The following is a 22,904-nucleotide window of genomic DNA, read 5'->3' on the forward strand; positions in this document are numbered from 1 at the left end:
CTTATTAAATCGCCAATCCACCGTCGGCTTGAATCACCTGACCGGTAATGTATTGCGCCTCATCTGAAAGCAGAAAAGCAACAATCTTGGCGACTTCATCAACCGTTCCATATCTGCCCAGCGGGATATTTTCAATCATTTTCGCCCGGTAATCTTCGGTCAAGCTGCTGGTCATATCGGTTTCAATCAATCCCAGTGCCAGCGCATTGACCGTCACATTGCGTTTTGCAACCTCTTTAGCCAGGGCTTTGGTAAACCCGATTAGACCGGCTTTAGACGCTGAGTAATTGGTTTGCCCAGCCATTCCGACAACCCCACTGATTGAAGAAATATTCAAGATGGAGCCTTTGCGCTGGCGTACCATCACGGCAACCGCGGGTTTGGTGATATTAAAAACGCCTTTTAAATTGGTATCCATCACCGCATCCCAATCGGCTTCGCTCATGCGCATAATCAAATTATCGCGGGTGATACCGGCGTTGTTGACCAGGTAATCCACTGAACCGAATTGTGTTTTAACTTCCTGAACGATTTTTTCAGCCGCATCGGCATCGACGGCATCGGCTTGAAAGCCAATGGCTTTTCCGCTTGAAGATTCAATTTCGGCGACCAGCGCATCCGCCATTTCTGTGTTTTTGCTATAAGTAAACGCGACCTTTGCACCAAGTCTTGCCAACTCCTTCACAATGGCGCGTCCGATGCCTCGCGACCCTCCGGTTACAATTGCTGACTTCCCCTCAAAACCTGACATGACTCCTCCGATAAATAATTCTTTAATGATAATTTTTTATGCCAATATCATAGAGCCGTTCGCGATTGGTATAACTAAGCAGTATTAAGGCGCGGTCAAAAACCGCTTCCTCAATTTTGGTAAATTGTAATGCAAACGCGGTCAAAGACCGCTTGCTCAACTCTAATTGTTTTGCGAACTGCTCTGAAATCGGCTCCTGTAGCCAGTTTGGCAGTAATAAACCTGGCTTCGTAAATATTTTTTTTAGCAATTCCCTCTTACGCTTTAATTGCGATTAAATCTTAAAGATTGACTTCTTCCCTTTTCACGACCAGTGATTCGATGCGCTGTTCATTGACTTCATAGCCAATGCCGATGCCTGACGGAGCGGGAATCGTGCCCCGTTCACTCACTTCAACCGGCGGTTCGATAATATCCTGTTCCCAGTAACGTTTTGAGGCAGAGACATCACCGGGCAAGGTAAAGCCTCGATGTGTTGACATGGCGATGTTATGCGCGCGCCCAATGCCGGATTCAAGCATGCCGCCACACCAAACCGGAATGCCATTATCGGCACAGAAATTTTGAATGGCTCTGGCTTCCGTATGACCGCCGACCCGCCCAAGTTTGATATTGATTATTTTACAGGAACCCAGTTCAACGGCGTCTCTGGCATCTTTAAGTGAAGTGATTGATTCATCCAGACAAATGGCGGTGTTAATCTGGCGTTGCAATTTGGCATGATCGACGAGGTCACCGGGTTGCAAAGGCTGTTCAATCAACAACAGGTTGAATTCATCAAGGGCTTTAAATACGGCAACGTCGTTTAAGGTATAGGCTGAGTTGGCATCGACCGTCAGTTTAATATCAGGATATTTATTGCGAACCGCTTTGACCAGTTCAACATCCTTACCCGGTTTAATTTTGAGCTTAATGCGTTGGTAACCGGCTTCAACTTCCCGTGTAACTTTTTCCAGTAAAACCTCTATGCTTGATTGCAACCCGATGGAAACGCCGGAATTGATTTCGCTCTGGGTGCCGCCCAAATGATGCCACAATGGTAAATGATTGAGACGAGCTTCCAAATCCCAGATGGCGCATTCGACGCCACCTTTTGCCATACGATTGCCGCGAATCCTATCCAACGCGCTATTCACTTGTTCGGCGCTCTCAATTTTCGCTTGTGAAAGAAGTGGAACGGCAAATTTCGTGATGATGTGCCAGGCGCTTTCGATAGTTTCGTGATTGAAGAAAGGGTCTTCGGGTGCGGTACATTCGCCATAACCGATAGCCCCGGATTTATCGAAAGCCCGAATCAATAAAATCCGACGGTGCGTGGTCACCCCAAAACTGGTTTCAAACGGATGAATTAATTGCAGATGGATTTCTCGTAAATCAATTTTTTCTAATTGCATAATCATTCCTTTTAATTGTAGGTTTCATAACGAAATTGCGCTTCATCATTGCCAAATAAATACGAACTGGTTTGGGTTTGTTCATCACGAACAAACCCGCGAACGATATACCCTTTTTCCAATTCTCCTAGCATTTTTTCCCTGACGCCCAGTCGCCATTCGATATGTTGCTCCAAGGAAATCGCTTTCACTTTTTCAATATTGTCAGGGATTTCAACCACCCCCAACGGCGATTCAATTTTCGGACGATTGCCTGCTAAAACCGATTCCACGTGCGGAGACTTCACCCACCATTCGGCAATCACGCGATCCGATGGTAAATGCGCATCAAAAACCGTGGAAATGCCTTCTCCATAATAGTTGATTTTATAGGTGCGAATGATGGCTCCGAGTTTGTTGATATTGAAATGGGCATTGCGCGATTGCAGAGGGTCGAATGACCAGAAAATCATCGGCACAGAGTTAGCGATGGCATGGTCACGTTGCGCCAGTTTCAAGCGAAAGCCGATGTCACGATGTCGCAATTCTTCAACCACTCCTGCAAGGTGTGAATGATAAACGACCTGTTTATTGTTTAGCGCAATTGAGGTATGCACAAAGCCGACGATTCTCCCTGATGAGTCGAAGGCTCCGAAGGTCGGGGCATTGCAATTTTTGGAAATCATGTACAACCGAATTGGCATAATATCGATGTCATCATCATCAAAAACCGCGCGCTCCAGAGCAATACATTGTTGGTAATCGTCGATTGAGACACATTCCCTGATCGTAATTTCATCGGACATAACGGCTGAGTATAATCTACCAACTCATACAAGGAAAGCGATGAAAAGCGATGTACAAACGAGTCCAAATCAGATGGCAACTTTAATCGGTTGGCAGCGTATGTACATTGTGTGAGCGGGTGACTTATTATTGGGGTGATTATGTCTGACCAAAATTTTTTTGATAAAGCCGAAATCAAAGCACGCCGCATATTTGAAAAACTCGGTGCCAGGGTTGATGCAAAATTTTCATCCGAAAATGTATCGACCCTAAGCCAGCGTGAGGTCAGTGATTTAATCGACAAGTTGGAACGCGAAATTGACAGCCATTTAAAGCCCAATTCACAGGGCTTGAAATCAATTCCTCCGCCTTTTTTCAAAGTTTTAATTCCCTATGAACGGGCACCACAAATCAACCCTAAGTATCTGGAATCGCTGGTCAGCGAATTAAAAACTGCGCTTTTGGAACACATGGTAAACCGGCGATATGAGCGACCAAAAGTGATTCGCCTGGCAATCGCGCGGGACTTTTTTGAAAAATCGATTGGGGTTAAAAGTTATTTTGAGGAAAAGGATTGGCAGGTGTTAAGCAATGATTTACTGGCTCCCAAACTTGATGCGTCCAAAGTGTTAGAGCCGGCAAAAAAATCAACCGATGTTTGCCAATTAAATCTTCGTTCAGATGATGGGCAACTCTTTCAGGTCGAATTGAAAGCCAATGCCGCTCCGGTTAGCATCGGACGGACTGCCGGAAACCGTATTCGCATCGAAGATGCCAGCATCTCCAGGCAACATTGTTCAATCTCCTTGCGCAGTGATGGACGGATTGTCGTCGCCGATTTGGGAAGCGCCAATGGCACAGCGATCAATAATCGCTTCCTGAACCAAAACGAAGCGGGAGTGATAAAAATCGGAGATGTACTTTCAATAGGCGACGTGAATTTAACCGTAGAAGACCTCAGTTGAACGACTCACCTGATTGAATCGGTTAATCATCGGTCGGTAATATTTTTGAACCAAAATTATGTTGATTCCTAAAATCCTCACGGTCATTTTTATACTGGTTGCGCTAGGGTTAGTCGTCCTTTTAATAATCGCCGCCTGGAAACATCGCAACCCACCCATCCCTGAAACTGATTTGGAAGATTTGAAAGATTTAGGTCCGGTGGCAACCAATCGCTGGTTATATGTCCTTCGCGTTTTTTTTATTCTCATGTTAATCACCCTGCTAGGGTTTCATTCCTTCTGGGCATTTCGCGCCGATCATCAACCCGAATTTATTCAGGCTAAAAAATATGATCAAAGGAATCGTCGGCTTGCCGAAAGCGGACTGAAAGGTTGGGTGCTGGATCGCACCGGAAACCTGGAAAACGCCTTGATTCGTTACCGTTCGGACAATGGGGTAATCGTTCGAGAATATCCGCTCGGTGGCGCGGCGGTTCACCTAACCGGATTTTCCGATTTCATTCTTGGTTCAGGCGGAATGGAACACGCTTATCGGGATTGGTTGACCGAACCGACCAGTGTGATGAATCAACTCCAATCCCCTACGCCTGTGGGCAAAGATTTAAAAGTATCGGTCGATAGCAGTTTGCAACGTGAAGCCTATAATTTAATACAATCCACCAACCAACCGGCTGCGGCTGTGGTTTTATTACTCCCAAACAATGAAGTTCTGGCAATGGCATCAACGCCAACCTTTGACCCGCATATCATCGAGGATGACAAAGCCTGGGATAAACTGACCTCACAGGTTGAAGACGCGCAACCAATAAGCCCGATGGTCAACCGCGCGCTTGGTACACTGGTCACCGGAGGCTCGGCATTTTATTATCGCCCCGGTTCAACCTTTAAAACCTTCATTGCCGCGGTCGCAATCGATTTAGGAATTACCGAAGAAAAATTCACCTGTCGGGCAGAAGGCTTCACACCGCCGGGTTCAGGACGTGAAATAAAGGATTATCGCGGAGAAGTTCATGGAACCATCGGTCTCAGGGATGCCTTCACACATTCGTGTAATCAATATTTTTCGCAATTGGGATTGAAAATCGGCAGAGAGCGTTTAGCTACCTATGCAAAAAAATTACATTTCACGGTTTCGCCCGATGACAACACCCGTCGCGCCTTTGACCTTTGGCATAGTGAACACGGCGATAAGGATGATTTCAATTATGTTTTTGCTCCACCGGTACACAAAATGAATCTTTCGTCGAAAGCCACGGATTATGATGTCGCGTTACAATCCATCGGACAGGGCTTTACGGATTTAACGGTGATGGAGATGGCGGTGTTATCCGCGACGGTTGCAAACAGCGATGGCAAATATATTGCGCCGACTTTTGAAACTGGCGGACAGAAAAAAGAGATAACTGATTTTATTAAACCGCAATCCGCCGCAAAACTACGCGAACTGATGAAACTGGTGGTGCAATCAGGCACCGCGCAGGGGGCATTTTCGAGTTATTCGGGACGCTTTACCGCCGGGGGCAAAACCGGAACCGCTGATCGCGATGTGCTGGTCTTTGATAAGGCAACCGGAAAACCTGTGCTTGATTACAAAGACAAAGACGGGAATCCACATTATAAGTTCACAGGTTATACGGATTCCTGGTTTATCGGATTTGCGCCGGCGGATAATCCGCAAATCGCCTTCGCAGTGATGGTTGAAAACGGCGGGCAGGGCGCAAAAGCCGCTGCGCCGATTGCCGCAAAATTAATTGAAAAAGCTCAGTCACTCGGTTATGTTCGTAGTGGTCAACACTCTCAGGCACCATCTCGGAAACCATCCAAAACGAGCGGGAATCAATAATATTTTTGAAGTGCATTTATGAAATTTTTCAAGTTATTCATCGCTATATTACTTTCGTTCGGTTATGCGATCTGCTTTTCAGTTGATTCACGTTCCCAGGTTTCTGATGGCGAAAAAATTGTTTATCAGGAAGCGCCGGTTGGCATCGACGATATAACCAACGGACATGTTTCACAGGAATTTTTTAATAAAGGCATCGGGTTATTTCGCAAACATTTTATTGACCGTGAAGGATTGGGACCCATTTTTAACGGCGAGATGTGTACTCGTTGCCACCAGTTCCCTACTATCGGCGGTTCCGGGTTGATTATGGTGATTCGCGCCGGCATCTTTGACGGGAAAAATTTCAAATCGCCGATTGATGGTACAGTCATTCAAACCAATGCCATTCCGCCGCAAATCCGCAAGACTGTGCAACCTGATTTCAATGTCGTGACGAACCGCATGCCAACCAGTATGCTGGGCGATGGGTTTATCGAAGCAATTGATGACAGTACCATTCGCGCCATTGCCGCCGAACAACCCAAAATCAGTAAAGGAAAGATTGCCGGTGAAATCATTGAGGTTCCGGTTATAGAATCACCCGGTAAAACCCGCGTTGGTCGATTCGGCTGGAAAAATTCTCACGCCAGTATCTTTTCATTTGTCGCTGAAGCCTTGAGAAATGAGTTGGGTGTCACCAGTGAATTTTATCCCAATGAAATTTCATTTTTCGGCAAATCGGTTGCCGAGTTTGACCGCGCCAAAGACCCGGAAATTGACAAATCAAAAATCAATTTGATTGCCGATTTCATACGGTCTACCAAATCCCCTGAGAATTATTCAAAGAAAATCAAATCATCTGAAATGCTCGAAGGGGATAAAATTTTTACCTCCATCGGCTGTGCGATTTGCCATGTCCCAACGATTAAAACCGCTGCCGTCGGCACAGTGATTAATGGTGGAGCTTTTAAAGTCACAGACGCATTAGGCAACAAAATCGTTCATCCCTACAGCGATTTTCTGTTGCATGACGTGGGAACCGGAGACGGGATTCTCGAAACGAATAATCCCTCATCGCGCAATAAAATCCGAACCGCGCCGTTGTGGGGAATTGGTGCGCGCCTTGAAAAATTAAAAGATAATCTCCTTTGGTTACACAACGGCAGCGCAAAAAATTTAACTGAAGCGATTTTGAAACATCGTGGTGAAGCAGCGACCGTAACCGAAGGGTTTCAAAAATTACCGGAAGAAAAGAAGCGATTGTTAATGAAATTTTTAGAATCTCTTTGAAACCCGATGAGTGGTTTCATTTGATAAGCTATGGAAGAAGCTAAAAAAATTAAATTTAAACGAACCCGTCCGACGCTCCATCTCCTGCTGATTGGGGTGATTTTCGGGCTTTGCATTACCGGGTATCTGGCGATTATCTGGTCGGGTGATTTGCGTGGCTATGACGCCAGTAAAGTGGTTGCCTTTCGGGATGTGCTGTTATTGATTCCGGTGTTTATGGTTTTCTTCTGGTTGGTTCGCAAACAAAAATTTCGCGGAGAAATGTTGATCTACACGGCTGCTATTTTTCTATTCGGAATCGGCACGCTTCTCCAGTTTCGTTTATTTGCTGACCCGGAATATGGTGCGCGCGGCATTACAAAATCGGTCGAACGCCGCGAAAAAGCGCAGGCGGTTCGATTGCTCAATATCAAAACCGCTTATGATGATGAGAAAAAGGCATTCATGTTCGGAAGTAGCGAAGCGGTTCCGAAAGAACCTGCGGACCTCGATGACAAAGCCGACAAAAGTTTTGGACTGGCATATGTTTTAAAATCAACGGACACCTACATTCCCATTTTGGCGTTTGTCACTTTCATCGTTGCATTTCTGATTTTTAAAGATGACCGTTGGCTGCTATGGATACAAAGCCACTCTTTCATTTTAGGACTCGCCACAGGAATCATTATGGTCATCCTCTCGATAATGGTTTTAATCTGGGGAGCCAATGGCAAGCTATTCGGACAAACCCCCTGGGAAAGCGTTAAAATCCTCTTCTTATTAAGCTATGCCGGAATCCTTGCTGATACCTATCGCCACCTGCGAAGAACCAAATGGGGATTACCAACCGCCAGACATTTTATTCCCTTCGTCATTATCGCGGCGATGCCGGTGATTCCGTTTTTCTTGCTTCATGACTTTGGGCAACTATTGGTCTTTTTCGGCGTATTTTTGATGCTCTATGTCATCGCGGTTCGCAATCAAGCCAAACTGCTCTATGCCATCGCATTGGTTGCTGTCATTTTTGTTTTATCAATCGGGGTTTCAAAACTCACCACCGGATTTGGGATTCCGGGTTATGTGCAGTTTCGCTTTCACGTCTGGCTGGATATGTGGAATCCGCCTGCACCGGATACTTCCTGGTGGAAACGGGATTTCGAGAATTACGTTAAGCTGAAAAAAATCAACCTTGAATCAAGCGACGCGGATGAGATTGCTCGTTTAAATCGGGAAGCCTGGCGCGACAAAACCTTACAACTATCACAGGGGCTTTTTGGTATCAATGAAGGAGGAATCGAAGGTGAAGGTTTGGGATTGGGCTATCCCGAAACGGTTCCGGTGTCGGATTCGGATTTTATTTATGCCGCTATCTCGGAAGAGACCGGTTTTATCGGCGGATTAACCATTCTGCTGGCGCTTGCGGTTATTGTATTCGGGGGAACGGCTATCGCGCTCGGCGCAAGTGATATGTTCACCAAGTTACTCGCCACAGGGTTGACGGCATTCGTGGCTTTTCAGGCAATCGTCAACCTAGGAGGCGTCTTGCGACTACTTCCAATGACCGGGATTACTTTGCCCTTTGTCAGTCACGGCGGGTGGTCATTACTGACTTCATTTGCAATGCTGGGGATTTTGTTGGCAATCTCGCACCGCAACGCCATCCGTAATCAAACCATGATTGAAAAAGCCGAAGAACCCATATTTCAACCGGTGAGATAAATCATCGAAACTTAAAACCGGCTCCGGGAGCCGATTTCAAGGCTTTTCGTTTTCGAGTTGCTGTAGCTGTTGATTGTGGAACTTAGTTAAAAAAAGTTGCGCCAGGATTGCGCCAATAAATGCCAGAAACATATCGCTTTGGGTATCCCAGATGTACCCTTGCGTTCCTAAAAAGGAATCACCGGCGCTTCCCGATAAAATCGCCACCCACCATTCAATAAATTCATAAAACGCGCTGATGCTTAAACAGATGGCAACAATCAATACGAACTGCCAGCTCTGACCATTTATCACGCGATTTCTAATCAGCACCTCGCGGGAAATCATCGCCGGAATAAATCCCTGGGCGAAATGCCCGACCTTGTCATAGTTATTCCGACCGGAATGCAGCACATCGCGAAGCCAATTGAATAAGGGAACTTCGGCGTAGGTATAATGTCCACCGACGATTAAAATCAGACAATGGATGAAAATCAAAAAATAAACCAGGTTGGTAAACCGGAAGCGATTATAGATGAACGCCAAAATACCGACCCCGATGATTGCCGGAAACACTTCCAATATCCAGGTGAAATAATCATGCGGTTTGATAGCCGATAATCCGAGCGCGATTAGGAATCCGACAAGCAGAATCAGGTGAAATCGAGAAGAATTTTTCAAACATCCCTCCGGTCAGTTTTTCCTTGAGGTTATTCACCACCCACAATTTATAAAAGCCGGATGGTTTTCGCTAAAGGCAAATTATTTATACTTGCCCGGGTGCGAATCTTTGATTTTAAGTTGCACATTTTTATCATGGGTCATGATTAACAGTTTGCGGTCATTGAGAGAGTTGACGCCCACGGGGCTATAGGTCAGTCTGTACCAATTTTTCCGCAAGTCCTCAGAAATCACCTTTGCCGCTTCTTCATTTTTATTAATCGGATAAATCGAACCGCCGGTGCCGCCGGTTAATTTTTCCAGCACGACGGGGGGTTTGGGCTTATCGCGTAAAAGCGCGCCGCGTGTGCGGTCTGCAACCTTGAGCGCATATAGAAGTATGTTGGCTTCCTGCAAGGTTTTCAGCGCGACATCGAATTTGGTTTTACTCTCGCTATCATAGCCATCGGTAATCAGGATGATAGCGCGTTTTTCAATACCGGTTTTTGCCTGCTGCTCCAATGCGTCCGTGACCGCAACCAAAGCATCGAACAAATTCGGGAAACCCTTGCGGATAATTTTAGTGGCACTGGTTTGCAATTTTTTCAGATCAGGAGTCATGTCTTCGATGATTTCGGCATTCTCGTTATAGCCGACAATCATCATCTGGTCATCCTCGTATAATTCATTAATCAGCGAACCGACCGCCTTTTGTAATATTTCCGATTCAACCCGTAAATCACCGCTACTATCAATCATCAGGACGATTCGCGAGCCGGCATCCACTTTATAAAAGGTTTCAACCTCCTGTTGAACCGCCTGGTCATACAATTCAAAATCATCCTTGGATATGGCTTTTCCTTCAGGACAATGAACGATGACGTTTAAGGTCACGTTGCGGCGTCCAGCCGAACCGCTCTTCCCTGATTGCCCTACAGCCTGCAACGAATTGACCGAAATAAATACCAGCAGAATAATAAAAATAAATTTGATTGACCGCACGAATTGACTCCCGAATGAATTAAAAAAAATTGCACGAGCCAGTGGAATTATTTCAGTCAAATTCCCTCTTATGCAATGGAATTTTTCAATTCCCGGTTTTATTTCGATGAATTTCCGGTTATTCAATTTTAAACTATCGGCGTGAACTTCCGTTTAATCTTTACGACCATCTATCACTCAATTCATCGTTCAAAAACTCTTGCAACCTGCACTGAAGCATATTTGAAAATTTAATATTCGCGCCGGGCAATCGCGCGATGGACAATCCACTATTCAAGAATATATCCTTCCACTGCATCTTCATTACGATAATTTCTCTATGGAAAATCAAACCACAATCACTAATCGGCAACATTTTGAAGCCTTAGTCAATGACCTGAAAACCCTTGAAGATCAATTGAAAATGGGCGGTGGTGCCGACCGCATCGCGAGAGAACATAAACGCGGAAAATTAACTGCCCGCGAGCGAATACGTCTGCTGCTTGATGAGGATACCTTTTTTCTCGAAACCGGACTATTAATCGCTTATGACCAATACGATGGTCAGGCTCCGGCGGCAGGCGTGATCACCGGGCTTGGGACAATTCATGGACGTGAAGTCATCGTCGTCGCCAATGACGGAACCGTGAAAGCCGGTTCCTGGTGGCCCGAAACCGTGCGCAAAGTTTTGCGGATGCAGGAAGCTGCTATGCGTTGCCGGATTCCGATTATTTATCTGGTTGATTCTGCCGGGGTCAATTTGCCGTATCAAAGCGGCGTATTTCCGGGGCAATACGGAGGCGGTCGAATCTTTTTTTATAACTCGGTAATGCGACGACATTTAAAAGTCCCGCAACTGGCTGCGGTAATGGGGCAATGTGTAGCCGGTGGCGCATATCTTCCGGCACTATCGGATGTCATTATCATGGTTGAAGGAACCTCTTTTATGGGACTGGGCGGACCAAACCTGGTAAAGGGCGCAGTCGGTCAAACCATTGATGCCGAATCGCTCGGTGGAGCGCGCGTTCATAATGAAATTTCCGGCGTAGCGCATTATCTGGTTAAAAATGACGAAGCGTGTATTGCGAAACTTCGCAAACTGATATTGGAACTGCCAGCAAAACCGGCTCCGCATGTAACCATCGCTGAAAGTCACGAACCCCAAAAACCATTATCCGAGATTTACGACATCATCCCGGCAGACCATCGCCATCCCTATAATATGTATGACTTGCTTGCCTGCATTCTTGATGACGGCGAGATTGATGAATTTCAGGCTGAATATGCCAAAGAGATGATTTGCGGGTTTGGGCGGATTTGCGGCATTCCGGTTGGCGTGATAGTCAATAATCGGGGATTGATTCGCGGGGCGAAAGGCAAACCGCCGAAATTCGGCGGTATTATCTATAAAGATTCAGCCGAAAAAGTCGCTTACTTTATCGAAAATTGCAATCGCCATGAGACCCCGCTTTTATTTTTGCAAGACGTATCCGGGTTTATGGTCGGCACCGATGCCGAGTATTCGGGAATCATTCGCGCCGGTGCGCAGTTTGTCGAAGCGATGGCGACCACCAATGTGCCGAAAATCGTGTTGACCATCAATCACGCATCGGGAGCCGGATATTACGCAATGGCAGGACAAGGGTTTGACCCCGATTTCATTTTCACTTTGCCAACCGGTCGAATGGGCGTCATGGAAGGTGATTCGGCGGTGATGGCACTATTTAGCGCCGAACTCGAAAAATTACAAAAAGCCGGTAAGGAACCAAGCGTTGAGATGAAAGCCGAAATGGAACGGGTACGCGCCAAATACGAACTCGAACTGGATGCCAGGTATGCTGCGGCTCGCGGATTCGTTGATGCCATTGTGACCCCTGAAGAATTACGCAACGTCCTGGAACTGGCTCTCAGAGCCACTTTGAACAATCCCGGCCCGCATCTCGGCGTTTTCGTTTTACCCCAAAATTGAGTGCGGGTGTAAACAGCCGATTATGTTTCGATGAGCGGAAATCGAAGCTTGACGAAGAGCAAATCTAATCAACTAAGAGGAGAGTAGAAAATGCATACCAGAGCAATTAAAGTGTTTTGCTTTACCTTCTTCATTTTATTTGCCGGATTTATGATGAGCGGGTGCAATCGGGTTGACGATGGTGGGTACAAGCCGGAAATCCAGCCGCTTCCCAAACCCTGGGATGCCTACGCGGCAATGGAAATTCCCGGTGATAATCCGATGACTCCTGAAAAAGTAGCCCTGGGGCGACAATTGTTTTTTGATGAACGGTTGAGCGTTGACGGTTCTCGCTCCTGTTATTCCTGTCATGTGTGTGAGAAAGGCTTGACCGACGGATTACCGAAAGCCGTCGGGGTAAACAATCAAACTTTGGCACGTAGTAGCCCAACTCTTTGGAATATCGGTTATCACAAAGAATATTATTGGGATGGACGAAGTATCTCGCTTGAAAAGCAGGCAATGGCGGCATGGAAAGCTAAAAACATGGGCGCGGAAGGCAAAGAACAGGAGATCGTCGCAAAGATAAATGCCCTCGCCGGGTATCGAGCGCAATTTAAAAAGGTTTTTAATTCCGACGCCACCGCCGAAAATATCATGATGGCGATTGCTGCTTATGAACGAACGATCATTGCCAATGATACGGCATGGGATAAATTCCGCGCCGGGAATGAATCAGCAATGAGCGATGAAGCCAAGCGCGGTTGGCAAGTGTTTCAGGATTTGAAATGCAATGACTGTCACGACGGTGTTTTGCTTACCGACCAGCGTTATCATAATGTCGGTATCGGAATGGATAAGCCGGAACCGGATGTCGGGCGTTTCAAACAAACCCAAAATCCCGAAGACACCGGGGCATTCAAAACCCCGATGCTTCGCGATGTGGCAAAATCTGCCCCATATTTTCATGACGGCAGCATCGCGACCTTGGAAGAAGCGGTTGATTTCATGGTCGGCGGTGGAAAGGATAATCAGTATAAGGATAAAAATTTGAAAAAGAATGAAATCACCAAAGAACAAAGGGCTGATTTGATTGCCTTTTTGAAGTCTTTATCGGTTGAAGATTGTAAAATTATCAAACCCGCGCTTCCCCAAAAATAATTTTCAGCGGTAATGGGTTAAAAATTGATTAACCCATTACCCATTCCTTCCTTCGAGGTACGCTTCATGAAAACTCAAAATACACGGTTATGGTTTTTCGCTTTTTCCATTCTGGCAACATTTTGGCTAATCAGTTGTTCCGACTCGAAACCTGCAAATAATGCCAATACTCCATCATCCAAAAACGCCAACACCCGAACTTATGCACCGGATGAAACGCCTGCCAATGCAAAACCGATGGGAAGCGCCGCGCCCGGTTTTTATACCATCGGGGATGACGCGGAAGTAAAATTACAAATCACCGCGCCGAAAGCCGGTGAAGTAATAGCCGGAAATGCAATCGCTCCGACTTTTTCAATCACCGATTATCCGATTTATAAAGATGTTCAACGAAATCGCGGACAAAGTATTCATGTGGTGCTGGACAATGAACCGTATTATTCAAATTACAATCTCAACGAACCGTTTAAAGCAGCCGATGGAAAATTCGATAATCTAAAAGAAGGGTTGCATATCTTACGGGCTTTTCCGGCAAGAGAATGGCACGAATCAATTAAAAAGGAGGACGGTTCCTGTTTTGCCATCTCAACTTTTTACGTTAAAAACCAAACTCGTGAGACCGTAGATTTAACCAAACCGCTTCTGACCTATTCAAAACCTGCGGGTGAATATCGCTGGCAAGGCGATCCGCGCGGCGTGATGATTGATTTTTATGTCAGCAATGCAAGAATTGGTCAGAGCGACTTTAAGGTTCGCTATTCAATCAACAATGGCAAACCCCAATTAATCAGTCGCTGGGATGCAAAATGGATTAAGTGGGAAGAGTTATCGCCGGGGGAGTTCACCATCGTAATGGATTTGGTCGATAAAGATAACAAACACGTGCCATTCAAAGTCGGTAATCAGGATTTCAATCAGGTTGAAAGGACATTTAAAATCCTTGCCGAAAGTGAAAGACCCTCAAAAGCGGAAAATTAATTCGGGATTCTGAATATTGAATCGGGCAATGCCATCATGAGTTCACATTGCCCGATTCCCTTTTGAGTTCATTCGGTCAATCAATAACGCCCCAATCGCTAATCTTCATCTGCTACTTTGAGTTTAATGCTTGGGTAGGTAGTTGTTTGGTTCCCCTCTTCATCAAAAGCTCTCACGATGAGCTTATGAGTTCCAGGGCTGAGTTTTAAATGAGCATCCCAATAACTCCAAACCCAGGGGTTATAATTTTTGTGTACTTTAGCGGGTTTCCAGGATTTTCCACTATCGCTTGTGACTTCAACCCGACGAATCAATTTGCCGTTGCTGGCAATCGCATATCCTTCAACCACCACCACATCATCAAAAACCATATCGCCATTTCGCGGTCGGGAAATAATTACCCTTACTTCATTATCGGGGTCTGAATGCGCCACCGAATGCGTCACGCCCTGTTCAACTTTGGTGAGCAGTTGAATTTCGTTTATCCATTTAATCGCGCTGGTTTCAAAGTCGTTTGGAATAATCACCCGCAATGGATAGCCATCCATCCTGGTGAGCGGTTCGCCATTCATTTCGTAAGCCAGCAATACTTCAGGATGAAGCGCTTTTTTAATCGGGATTGCCCCTGCTGAGGTCATGACTTTGGGGTTAGCCAAACCTTCATTTCCACCTAAAAACACCACGTGAGTCGCCTCTGGTTTAATCCCTGTGGCTAATAATAAGTGACGCAAACGTATGCCTCCCCATTTGGCTAGTTGATTATTCTTGGTCACTCCATCACGGCAAAACGGTGCCATTAAATTTACTTTGGGAAAATCCTCATGAATATCATCAAGCGTCAGACTCAATCTTTTTATGACCAAGCCATCAACGGTCAACCGGTAACTTTCGCTGTTGAATCCGGGGATTGATTGAAATGAATGCTCGCCTGGGAAAATATTTGCATCCGGCGCGGCGTCAAGCGCGGTGGCTTCAAATGAAATTGATTGACTTGAATAATCCTTTTGCATTTTGGCACTGAACATAAACCCTCCGTTCCATCTAATCCCAATTAGGGAAATAGACCTGTCGAGAATTGGATAAAACCGATTTATCCCTGGTTTCGAGTAAATGAAATTCACCGACACGGACGCCGTATCTTTAGAATTCCAATAAATTTTAGAAGGGAGTTATGCGGGAAAGTTACTTTAGAGGAATTGGCTTCGTAACCAATCGAAGATTCTCTATTCCCAACCAATTATCAATCGAAATTTTTGTATAGCGGATTGATGAATCGGTTCCCTTCCTTTTAGCCTACGAGGTTAGCTGACGGGCTTGGGCTGGAAGTACCCTACGCAAAATCTGCGATGCGCCCCATGCTCTTAAACAAGAGCGTTGGTTCCCCCGTGTCGTTCACAGCGTGTGAACGACTTCGGCAGATAAATTGTCAACGAGTGAATGGTAAATTTTTATCTTGAACGCTGTCAACCGGTAATTCATCTTGATGAGTGGGATTATTATGGGCTTGTACCCTTGGGCTTTCGGAAAGTGAATAAATGGCTGAATTACCGGCGATTTCGTAGCAGTTTAATTATTTCCTCAACGATTTGGTCAATGGTTTGCTCACCGGCAAAAATCCGCAAATCAGCTTGGGCATAAGCGCTGCTTCGCTGGTTAAACAACTCTTGAACCAAGGTTTTATTGCGAGCAAGCGGCCTTGACCCGTCAAATTCAATCCGTGTAAGTATCGTGGCAATCGGGCAGTCCAACCAAATCGAAACGCCCATTCCTCTGGTCAACTGCTGATTTTTCTCGTTCACAAATGCCCCTCCACCAAGGGCAATCACCGCCTCACACAATTGTTTACAATCACTCAAAGTTTGACTTTCAAGTTCTCGAAAAAACGCTTCACCCGATTCGCGAAAAATATCCGGGATACTTTTTTCAACTCGCTTGACAATTAAATCATCAAGGTCAAAAAACTGCCGGTTCAGGTTTTCAGCCAGCGCCCGACCGATGGTGGTTTTGCCAGCGCCCATAAATCCGACCAGAAAAATATGCCCGTTGGTTTTCAATGAATTTTTACACACATCATTCATCGGTTTGAAAAACCTCTGACCGCCCCATGTTTTGCGGCAAGGTGGTTATCGATACTTGAACAGACGGTCTCGCATAGAGTAAAAATCCCTTCGTCCGCGACTTTATAAAAGGTATTCAAACCCTCTTTGCGTCGGGTGACGATTCCTTCGTTAAGTAAAATGCCTAAATGTTTCGAGACATTTGCTTGCCCGCTGCCCGTGGCATCAACGATTTCCGTAACGCTCATCTCACCCTCTCCAAGGGCATTTAAAATTTTCAACCGCATCGGTTCAGATAATGCCCGAAATCGAACGGCGATAAGTTCAAGCGCCTCATCAGTCAATTCTTTTCGCTGTTTTTTTCCCATGCTTCCTCCTTAAAACCGCAACACTAAATTACCACATAGTTATATATGTAAACAACTGGATAAATTTTTAATATTGGCAGCAACATCCGACTCAGTTGGGTTGCCATTGCTCTGAATAAATAGTAGTTTTCCCTTTCATCGGAAAGATTGTAGAAAAAATTCTGCAATTTGGAGGGGGTATGTCTTTCAAACAATTCTATCTGGGCTGTTTGGCTCATGCTTCTTACTTAATTGGCTCCCAGGGGGATGCCGCTGTCATTGACCCGCAACGCGACATCGAACAATACCTATCCGAAGCCAGCCAAGCAGGCTTGAAAATCAAGTACATTATCGAAACCCATCTGCACGCCGATTTCGTCAGCGGTCATCGAGAGTTGGCTGAAAAAACCGGCGCGCAAATCGTTTTCGGAGAAAAAGCCAGGGCGAACTTTCCGCATCTTGCGGTTCGGGATGGCGATGAATTACCGGTTGGCAATATAACCTTGAAGATTTTAGAGACTCCGGGACATACCCCTGAAAGTATTTCGATTCTCGCCATTGATGCAACCGGTAGTGAAACTCCGAAAAGGCTGTTTACCGGCGACACCCTGTTTATCGGTGATGTCGGACGACCCGACCTGGTTGGCGCAAAAGGCTATACCGCTGAAGTCATGGCGGGAATGCTTTACGATAGCCTGCATAATAAAATATTAACCCTTGATGACCAGGTTGAGGTCTACCCGGCACATGGCGCGGGTTCGATGTGCGGTAGAAATATTTCAAGTGATACCTTTTCAACCCTCGGCAACCAACGGAGATTTAATTACGCGCTGCAACCGATGAGTAGAGAATCATTCATTAAATTAATGACCACAGACCTTCCCGAAGCGCCTGCCTATTTTCCGGTTGATGCCGAATTGAACCGACAGGGTGCAGGTTCACTCAAGGATTTACCAGAGCTTCCGGCGCTTTCGCCCAAGGAAATTATTGCGTTATTCCAACACGGAGCCACCATTCTGGATGTTAGAAATGCTGCCGCTTATGGAGCCGGACACATCAAAGATTCAATTAATATCGCGCTTGGCGGACAATTTGCCTCGTGGTCTGGATGTTTGTTGAATTTAAACGAGCCAATCATCATCGTCTCGGAAAGCCAGGAAGGCGTGAATGAAGCGCAAATGCGTTTAGCGCGTGTCGGCATTGAAAACGTAAAAGGTTATCTCGACGGTGGTATTAAATCCTGGAGCGATGCCGGCTTGCCGCTGGCAACCATTGCACAAATCAGTGTTGAAGAACTTCAACAACGGCTCAATGAAAATAAACATCTCCAATTAATTGATGTAAGACGCACGGGTGAATTTAAGAACGGGCACGCGCCCGGCGCAATCAATATCCCGCTCGCGTCGATTGCAAAGGCAAATCTTTCGGTGGATTCGCTTGAACCTACACTGGTGATTTGTGCGGGCGGTTATCGTTCGAGTGCGGCAACCAGTATTTTAGAGCGCCGGGGTTTTCAAAATCTCTGCAATATAGTTGGTGGAACCAGCGCCTGGATTAATGCCGGGTTGCCAATCGAAAATTAGTCATTTTTCATTACGAGGGTTTTCAATGATCGTTCCTTCACCGCAGAGTTCCGTGAGTAATTCATAAAATTCAGGGAACGAAACCGCTGCACAATCTGCACCGATAATTTCCGTTTCACCGGATGCAAGCAACCCGGCGATGGTAAATGCCATTGCGATTCGATGGTCGCCTTCTGAATGAATCTTTGCTGCCTTCAAGGTCTGTTTGCCGCTGATTGCCAAGCCATCCTCGAACTCATCGACTTCAACGCCCATCGCTCGCAATCCTTCGGTTACAGTTTTGAGTCGGTCGCTTTCCTTAATTCGCAATTCGCGAGCATCGCGGATTTTCAAACGACCGGCAATTTGTGTTGCGATGACAGCAAGAATGGGTATTTCATCAATGAGGTTTGGAATGATGTCACCGGACAAAACCATTCCTTCTTTTTCAGTTTTCAATTCCGAAAAGAAAATGCGCAAATCACCAACCGGTTCCATATGTCGCAGGGTAATATTTTCTCGAATAATAGTGGCTCCGAGGTTTTCCAGTACATTTAGAAATGCAGTTCGGGTCGGGTTTAAATTTATGTTTTTTATGAGCAATTGCGAATCAGGGAGCAACAAAGCCGCCGCAATTAAAAAAGCCGCAGATGAGACATCACCGGGAACCTGATAGGCAACCGGATGAAGTTCGACTTGTCCCTGAATAGAAATTTTATTGGTTGCCCGCAAAGTTTCAATCTTCGCGCCAAATTCCTTGAGCATGAGTTCCGAGTGGTTGCGCGATAATTCAGGCTCTGAAACGGTGGTCTCGCCATCGGCAAATATCCCTGCAAACAGGACACAGGTTTTCACCTGGGCGCTGGCAACCGGCGTGTGATAATCAATCGGGCGAAGTCGGTTTCCGTGAATGGTCAGGGGAGCAAAATTCCCCTCAGTCGCGGTAATCGTCGCGCCCATCAGGGTTAAAGGTTCAATGATGCGCTTCATCGGTCTTCGTCGGATGCTGGCATCCCCGTCAACAATTGATTGAAAATTTTGCCCGGCAAGGATGCCGCTTAACATTCGGATGGTCGAACCGGAATTGCCGACAAATAATTCAACCGGTAATTTTGCCGGCTGATAACCGCGAAGACCGCGACCATGAATTTCGATGGTTTGATTATTTTCGACGACTGCGATTCCCAGTTTTTTTATACAATCGAGGGTGGCGTGACAATCGGCGCTCGATGCAAATCCCTGAATGGTTGAACAGCCCTCGGCAATCGACGCCAACATTGCCACACGATGGGAAATGGATTTATCACCGGGGACTTGAACGGTTCCGATAACCTTTGAATTGCCTCTGATTCTTATGTTTCTTGACATGGTAACTTTCGCTATGTTACACAATGACGCGCTTCGTGACTACTCAGTTTTTAGGTTTAAGAAAGGCTGACGCTTGATGACGGAAACTTTAGACCTGTCCCTTCCGAGCAAATTGGAATCTGCCGAAACGGTTAGCTCTGAGGTAAAAATTGCTGCAGCCAAAATCGGATTTGAAGATGATGATGCAAACTGGGTAGAATTGGCGGTTCATGAAGCAGTAATCAATGCGATTACACATGGCAATAAACACTCAGATGTGAAAAAGGTCGAGGTCAAGCTTATCATTGAAGATGATGCCTTGACGGTTTACATACGCGATAAAGGCGAGGGGTTTGATCCAACGCAATTGCCAGACCCAACGGATGTCGATAATTTGTTGAAACCAAGTGGTCGGGGAATTTTTTATATGCGTACTTTCATGGACGAAGTCGAGCATTCATTGCACCCCGAAGGGGGAACCATTGTGCGATTAAAAAAATGGAAGCGCCAACAACAATCAGCTTAAAAGGAGAATAAGAAAATGTCTCAATTGAGTCTCAAACAACGGGAAGCAGGTGATGTAACGGTTTTGGATTTATCAGGAAAAATCACCATCGGTGAAGGAAGCGTGCAATTGCGCGAAGCGGTTCGCGGATTACTCGATAACGGCAAAAATAAAATTTTATTGAACCTTGGTGATGTTTCTTATGTTGACAGTTCAGGCATCGGTGAATTGGTCAGTTCCTATACAACCGTAAATAAAGCCGGTGGACAGTTGAAACTTTTAAATTTGACAAAAAAAATTCAAGACCTTCTGGCGATTACCAAACTCCTCACGGTATTTGAAATTCATGAAGATGAAGGCACCGCTTTAAGCAGCTTTAAATAAAATCTTCCAATCATCTTTGAACCCAAAACGGCGCGAGATTCCTGAACGAGAATGCCGCGCCTTTTTGCTTTGTAAGTAGCATCATGAGTCAATCTAAAAGCAGACGAATAGGGATGGGATTCTTTCTACTCAACCTTCTGTTCGTGTGGCTTCCCTTGGGTTACGCACAAACCACCCAGCCCGTTTCCCCTCCATCTAAATCGTGGGCAGTTGTTATTGGGGTTTCTAAATATCCAAAACTTCCCGGCGGATACCAAATCCAATTTGCCGATAAAGATGCATTGGCTTTCGCTGAAGCCATGCGGAAAATCTGCGGTGATAATGTTCGCACCTTTATCAATCAGGAAGCGACAGTTTCCTCGATTAAGGAAGCCGTGGGTAACTGGCTGGCGCGTTCGACTACCGAAAACGATACGGTTTACATCTTCTTTTCCGGTCACGGATTTTATGAAAAAGAATACGGAGAATCCTATTTTTTAACCTTCGATTCGGATGCCAATGTTCCCTACTCATCGGCTGTTTCATTAAAAGATTTCGCCTATGCAATTGGTAAACGTGTGCGCGCCCGCCGGGTATTACTAATTGCCGACGCCATGCGACAGGATTATTTTGATAGCGAGAAATATGGCGATGCGTCGAAAAATTTTGTTCAGGCAATCGATCAAGTAACCGAGTCGCGTTCCGGTATTTCAAGTTTGCTTGCCAATAAAGGCGGCGAGTTTTCCCGCGAAGGTCAACGATGGGAAGGACACGGCGTTTTTACACGGTATGTGCTTGAAGCAATCAATAAGGCTTCGGATAAAAATCGCGATGGCGTCTTAAACGGGGATGAACTTTTCGATTTCATCGCCTCGAGAATTTCTCAAGACACTTCCAATAAACAGCATCCAACACGTTTAGGAAATGGGTTTTCAGAAATCGCCTGGGCAAAGGTTGCAGGTTCACCGGAAAAGAGTGTTTCGTCGAATCCCGTCAATGCGGTTACAAAACCTGACAAACCGGTAATCGTAGCCAAAGCCGAAGAGCCGCAAATTCCGAAACTGGAAACAGCAAAAGTTGAAACCAAAGCACCGGAAAATAAACCTTCACCTGCGGCACCTCAGATTAATTCCACGACGAATCAGCAATCACCACAACCACCAATCAACCGTCCATCAGTGATTGAGGCACCCCAAGTTCAAGCGCCAAAACCCAAGCAACAACCGGTTAATAAGCCTCAGACTACAACGCCACCCGTGAATCAACCTGCGCAAATCGCCAAGTCCAATCCGCCGGTTTCACCGACAACCAAGGTTGAGCCGCCTAAATCGGTGGCAACTAATTCTCCAACATCATCTGCTCAACCCAATAAAGCGCCTGCACAACCTACAATTTCGGAACCGAAAGTTATCACTAAACCGGAACCGGTGAAGGTTCCCAAACCCGCAATCATTACCAGCGAAACGCCCAGTGCGGTAAAAACCTCGCCAAATGCACCCAGTGTTATCGCTACCTCTAAAGAAACTGCGGCTCCGCCATCGCCTATGCTTTTTGAATTTGAAGAGGCGATAAAAACCGCTCGCCTGCTTGAACCCAAAGGCAATTGCGCCTGGGATTACTATCAACAACTGAGCACGCAAGCGAATGCTTCGGCTGATGTGTATAAATTAAAACTCCGTTTGACTGAAGCCTTAATAAAAGGCGGGAAAGAAATCATTGGCAGCTATTCAACAACCGATTCGGTGTCGGATCGTGTGGACGATATTCGTCGGGCTGGACAAATGTTTTCCAAAGCCCGCGCGCTTTCACCTGAAACTAACGAGGCTTTGCTGCTTGAAAAACTGAGCGCCGCGCAAGCCCTCCTCGCTTTGCAATTTTACGATGAAGCCGAGCGGGCACTGATGCAATTACCTAAATCGGCATTCGTTGAAAATGCCTTCGGTTTGGTATACGCCGGGCGGCTGGACTATTGGAAAGCCGAACGTGCTTACCAAAATGCCATTGCGCAGGATGCCAACTGGTTTGCGCCGCATTACAATTTAGGCTTGCTTTTTCGCGCTCAGAAAAAAGAGGAAGCGCTCGGCGCATTTGAGCAGGCGGCAAAAGTTGAAAGCAAAAATGCGGCGATATTTCTTGCGCTTGGTGATGAATATTTTTCACAAAGCAAATGGCAACAGGCGGCAGAAAATTATCGCAAAGCGGTAAACCTCAAACCCTACGATGACACCTTGCATACCAAATTAGGTCACGCGCTTTATAGTCAAGGTTTGCGCGACGAAGCCAATCGCGAGTATCAAAAAGCCAAAGAGTTACGCAGCAAACAATAGC

The 22,904-nt window shown here is 46.0% G+C and carries 20 protein-coding genes and 1 riboswitch; of the genes, 11 read left to right on the forward strand and 9 right to left on the reverse strand.

The annotated features are described in order from the left end of the window. Positions 1-4: 4 nt before the first annotated feature. The 3 genes from fabG to AB1757_22125 form a co-directional block, all read right to left on the reverse strand. Positions 5-751 (reverse strand): 3-oxoacyl-[acyl-carrier-protein] reductase, encoded by a 747-nt coding sequence (gene fabG, locus AB1757_22115; GenBank protein ID MEW6129751.1) that lies wholly within the window; start codon positions 749-751, stop codon positions 5-7. A 281-nt stretch (positions 752-1,032) separates the two neighbouring features. Next, a complete protein-coding gene (gene menC / locus AB1757_22120) occupies positions 1,033-2,145 on the reverse strand; it encodes an o-succinylbenzoate synthase (GenBank protein ID MEW6129752.1) in 1,113 nt (370 codons plus the stop codon). An 11-nt stretch (positions 2,146-2,156) separates the two neighbouring features. Next, positions 2,157-2,930 carry a GNAT family N-acetyltransferase gene (locus AB1757_22125; GenBank protein MEW6129753.1) on the reverse strand — a complete coding sequence of 258 codons (774 nt, stop codon included), beginning with the start codon at positions 2,928-2,930 and terminating at the stop codon, positions 2,157-2,159. Between the two features lie 141 nt (positions 2,931-3,071). Here AB1757_22125 and AB1757_22130 point away from each other — a divergent pair, with 141 nt between their 5' ends. The 4 genes from AB1757_22130 to AB1757_22145 are packed head-to-tail and all read left to right on the forward strand — an operon-like array spanning position 3,072 to position 8,688. Next, entirely contained in the window at positions 3,072-3,875 is an 804-nt protein-coding gene (locus AB1757_22130) for an FHA domain-containing protein (GenBank protein MEW6129754.1), read from the forward strand. 58 nt (positions 3,876-3,933) lie between these two features. Next, positions 3,934-5,718 (forward strand): penicillin-binding transpeptidase domain-containing protein, encoded by a 1,785-nt coding sequence (locus AB1757_22135; GenBank protein ID MEW6129755.1) that lies wholly within the window; start codon positions 3,934-3,936, stop codon positions 5,716-5,718. Positions 5,719-5,736: 18 nt separating this feature from the next. Continuing rightward, positions 5,737-6,990, forward strand: a complete 1,254-nt coding sequence (locus AB1757_22140) for a di-heme oxidoredictase family protein (GenBank protein ID MEW6129756.1) — start codon at positions 5,737-5,739, stop codon at positions 6,988-6,990. A 30-nt stretch (positions 6,991-7,020) separates the two neighbouring features. Further along, complete coding sequence (locus AB1757_22145) at positions 7,021-8,688, forward strand: FtsW/RodA/SpoVE family cell cycle protein (protein MEW6129757.1); 1,668 nt, start codon at positions 7,021-7,023, stop codon at positions 8,686-8,688. A 36-nt stretch (positions 8,689-8,724) separates the two neighbouring features. Here AB1757_22145 and AB1757_22150 read toward each other — a convergent pair whose 3' ends face one another. Further along, on the reverse strand, positions 8,725-9,348 hold the full coding sequence (locus AB1757_22150; protein MEW6129758.1) for a DUF2238 domain-containing protein: 624 nt from the start codon (positions 9,346-9,348) through the stop codon (positions 8,725-8,727). A gap of 81 nt (positions 9,349-9,429) precedes the next feature. Next, on the reverse strand, positions 9,430-10,329 hold the full coding sequence (locus AB1757_22155; protein MEW6129759.1) for a VWA domain-containing protein: 900 nt from the start codon (positions 10,327-10,329) through the stop codon (positions 9,430-9,432). Between the two features lie 319 nt (positions 10,330-10,648). On the opposite strand from AB1757_22155, the gene AB1757_22160 reads away from it, so the two are divergent. The 3 genes from AB1757_22160 (at position 10,649) to AB1757_22170 (ending at position 14,395) form a co-directional block, all read left to right on the forward strand. Continuing rightward, the gene (locus AB1757_22160) at positions 10,649-12,277 is read left to right on the forward strand and encodes an acyl-CoA carboxylase subunit beta (GenBank protein ID MEW6129760.1); all 1,629 of its coding nucleotides are present in this window, start codon (positions 10,649-10,651) and stop codon (positions 12,275-12,277) included. A gap of 90 nt (positions 12,278-12,367) precedes the next feature. Next, the gene (locus tag AB1757_22165; GenBank protein MEW6129761.1) at positions 12,368-13,417 is read left to right on the forward strand and encodes a cytochrome c peroxidase; all 1,050 of its coding nucleotides are present in this window, start codon (positions 12,368-12,370) and stop codon (positions 13,415-13,417) included. 66 nt (positions 13,418-13,483) lie between these two features. After that, positions 13,484-14,395: a hypothetical protein gene (locus tag AB1757_22170; protein MEW6129762.1), complete on the forward strand. Its 912-nt coding sequence runs from the start codon at positions 13,484-13,486 to the stop codon at positions 14,393-14,395. 98 nt (positions 14,396-14,493) lie between these two features. Here AB1757_22170 and AB1757_22175 read toward each other — a convergent pair whose 3' ends face one another. The 3 genes from AB1757_22175 to AB1757_22185 form a co-directional block, all read right to left on the reverse strand. Further along, positions 14,494-15,420, reverse strand: a complete 927-nt coding sequence (locus AB1757_22175; GenBank protein ID MEW6129763.1) for a molybdopterin-dependent oxidoreductase — start codon at positions 15,418-15,420, stop codon at positions 14,494-14,496. 250 nt (positions 15,421-15,670) lie between these two features. After that, positions 15,671-15,822: riboswitch (cyclic di-AMP (ydaO/yuaA leader) on the reverse strand. Positions 15,823-15,939: 117 nt separating this feature from the next. Beyond that, positions 15,940-16,473 carry a shikimate kinase gene (locus AB1757_22180; protein ID MEW6129764.1) on the reverse strand — a complete coding sequence of 178 codons (534 nt, stop codon included), beginning with the start codon at positions 16,471-16,473 and terminating at the stop codon, positions 15,940-15,942. Beyond that, a complete protein-coding gene (locus AB1757_22185; protein MEW6129765.1) occupies positions 16,470-16,820 on the reverse strand; it encodes a metalloregulator ArsR/SmtB family transcription factor in 351 nt (116 codons plus the stop codon). The genes AB1757_22180 and AB1757_22185 overlap by 4 nt, the downstream gene beginning before the upstream one ends. A 179-nt stretch (positions 16,821-16,999) precedes the next feature. On the opposite strand from AB1757_22185, the gene AB1757_22190 reads away from it, so the two are divergent. Continuing rightward, entirely contained in the window at positions 17,000-18,382 is a 1,383-nt protein-coding gene (locus AB1757_22190) for a rhodanese-like domain-containing protein (protein ID MEW6129766.1), read from the forward strand. Here the strand turns inward: AB1757_22190 and aroA are convergent, their stop codons facing one another. After that, on the reverse strand, positions 18,383-19,729 hold the full coding sequence (gene aroA / locus AB1757_22195) for a 3-phosphoshikimate 1-carboxyvinyltransferase (protein MEW6129767.1): 1,347 nt from the start codon (positions 19,727-19,729) through the stop codon (positions 18,383-18,385). A 76-nt stretch (positions 19,730-19,805) separates the two neighbouring features. Here aroA and AB1757_22200 point away from each other — a divergent pair, with 76 nt between their 5' ends. The 3 genes from AB1757_22200 (at position 19,806) to AB1757_22210 (ending at position 22,903) form a co-directional block, all read left to right on the forward strand. Then, positions 19,806-20,234 (forward strand): ATP-binding protein, encoded by a 429-nt coding sequence (locus AB1757_22200; GenBank protein ID MEW6129768.1) that lies wholly within the window; start codon positions 19,806-19,808, stop codon positions 20,232-20,234. Positions 20,235-20,249: 15 nt separating this feature from the next. Beyond that, entirely contained in the window at positions 20,250-20,597 is a 348-nt protein-coding gene (locus AB1757_22205; GenBank protein ID MEW6129769.1) for an STAS domain-containing protein, read from the forward strand. A 113-nt stretch (positions 20,598-20,710) separates the two neighbouring features. Continuing rightward, complete coding sequence (locus AB1757_22210; GenBank protein MEW6129770.1) at positions 20,711-22,903, forward strand: tetratricopeptide repeat protein; 2,193 nt, start codon at positions 20,711-20,713, stop codon at positions 22,901-22,903. The last annotated feature ends 1 nt before the right edge of the window (position 22,904 follow it).

This window comes from Acidobacteriota bacterium (assembly GCA_040754075.1).
In the GTDB taxonomy this organism is placed as follows: Bacteria; Acidobacteriota; Blastocatellia; order UBA7656; family UBA7656; genus JBFMDH01.

Bases quoted from the DNA above. Each gene is read 5' to 3' on its own strand.
- fabG (MEW6129751.1), bottom strand. From the start codon at position 751: ATGTCAGGTTTTGAGGGGAAGTCAGCAATTGTAACCGGAGGGTCGCGA.
- menC (MEW6129752.1), bottom strand. From the start codon at position 2,145: ATGCAATTAGAAAAAATTGATTTACGAGAAATCCATCTGCAATTAATT.
- AB1757_22125 (MEW6129753.1), bottom strand. From the start codon at position 2,930: ATGTCCGATGAAATTACGATCAGGGAATGTGTCTCAATCGACGATTAC.
- AB1757_22130 (MEW6129754.1), top strand. From the start codon at position 3,072: ATGTCTGACCAAAATTTTTTTGATAAAGCCGAAATCAAAGCACGCCGC.
- AB1757_22135 (MEW6129755.1), top strand. From the start codon at position 3,934: ATGTTGATTCCTAAAATCCTCACGGTCATTTTTATACTGGTTGCGCTA.
- AB1757_22140 (MEW6129756.1), top strand. From the start codon at position 5,737: ATGAAATTTTTCAAGTTATTCATCGCTATATTACTTTCGTTCGGTTAT.
- AB1757_22145 (MEW6129757.1), top strand. From the start codon at position 7,021: ATGGAAGAAGCTAAAAAAATTAAATTTAAACGAACCCGTCCGACGCTC.
- AB1757_22160 (MEW6129760.1), top strand. From the start codon at position 10,649: ATGGAAAATCAAACCACAATCACTAATCGGCAACATTTTGAAGCCTTA.
- AB1757_22165 (MEW6129761.1), top strand. From the start codon at position 12,368: ATGCATACCAGAGCAATTAAAGTGTTTTGCTTTACCTTCTTCATTTTA.
- AB1757_22170 (MEW6129762.1), top strand. From the start codon at position 13,484: ATGAAAACTCAAAATACACGGTTATGGTTTTTCGCTTTTTCCATTCTG.
- AB1757_22175 (MEW6129763.1), bottom strand. From the start codon at position 15,420: ATGTTCAGTGCCAAAATGCAAAAGGATTATTCAAGTCAATCAATTTCA.
- AB1757_22180 (MEW6129764.1), bottom strand. From the start codon at position 16,473: ATGAATGATGTGTGTAAAAATTCATTGAAAACCAACGGGCATATTTTT.
- AB1757_22185 (MEW6129765.1), bottom strand. From the start codon at position 16,820: ATGGGAAAAAAACAGCGAAAAGAATTGACTGATGAGGCGCTTGAACTT.
- AB1757_22190 (MEW6129766.1), top strand. From the start codon at position 17,000: ATGTCTTTCAAACAATTCTATCTGGGCTGTTTGGCTCATGCTTCTTAC.
- aroA (MEW6129767.1), bottom strand. From the start codon at position 19,729: ATGTCAAGAAACATAAGAATCAGAGGCAATTCAAAGGTTATCGGAACC.
- AB1757_22200 (MEW6129768.1), top strand. From the start codon at position 19,806: ATGACGGAAACTTTAGACCTGTCCCTTCCGAGCAAATTGGAATCTGCC.
- AB1757_22205 (MEW6129769.1), top strand. From the start codon at position 20,250: ATGTCTCAATTGAGTCTCAAACAACGGGAAGCAGGTGATGTAACGGTT.
- AB1757_22210 (MEW6129770.1), top strand. From the start codon at position 20,711: ATGGGATTCTTTCTACTCAACCTTCTGTTCGTGTGGCTTCCCTTGGGT.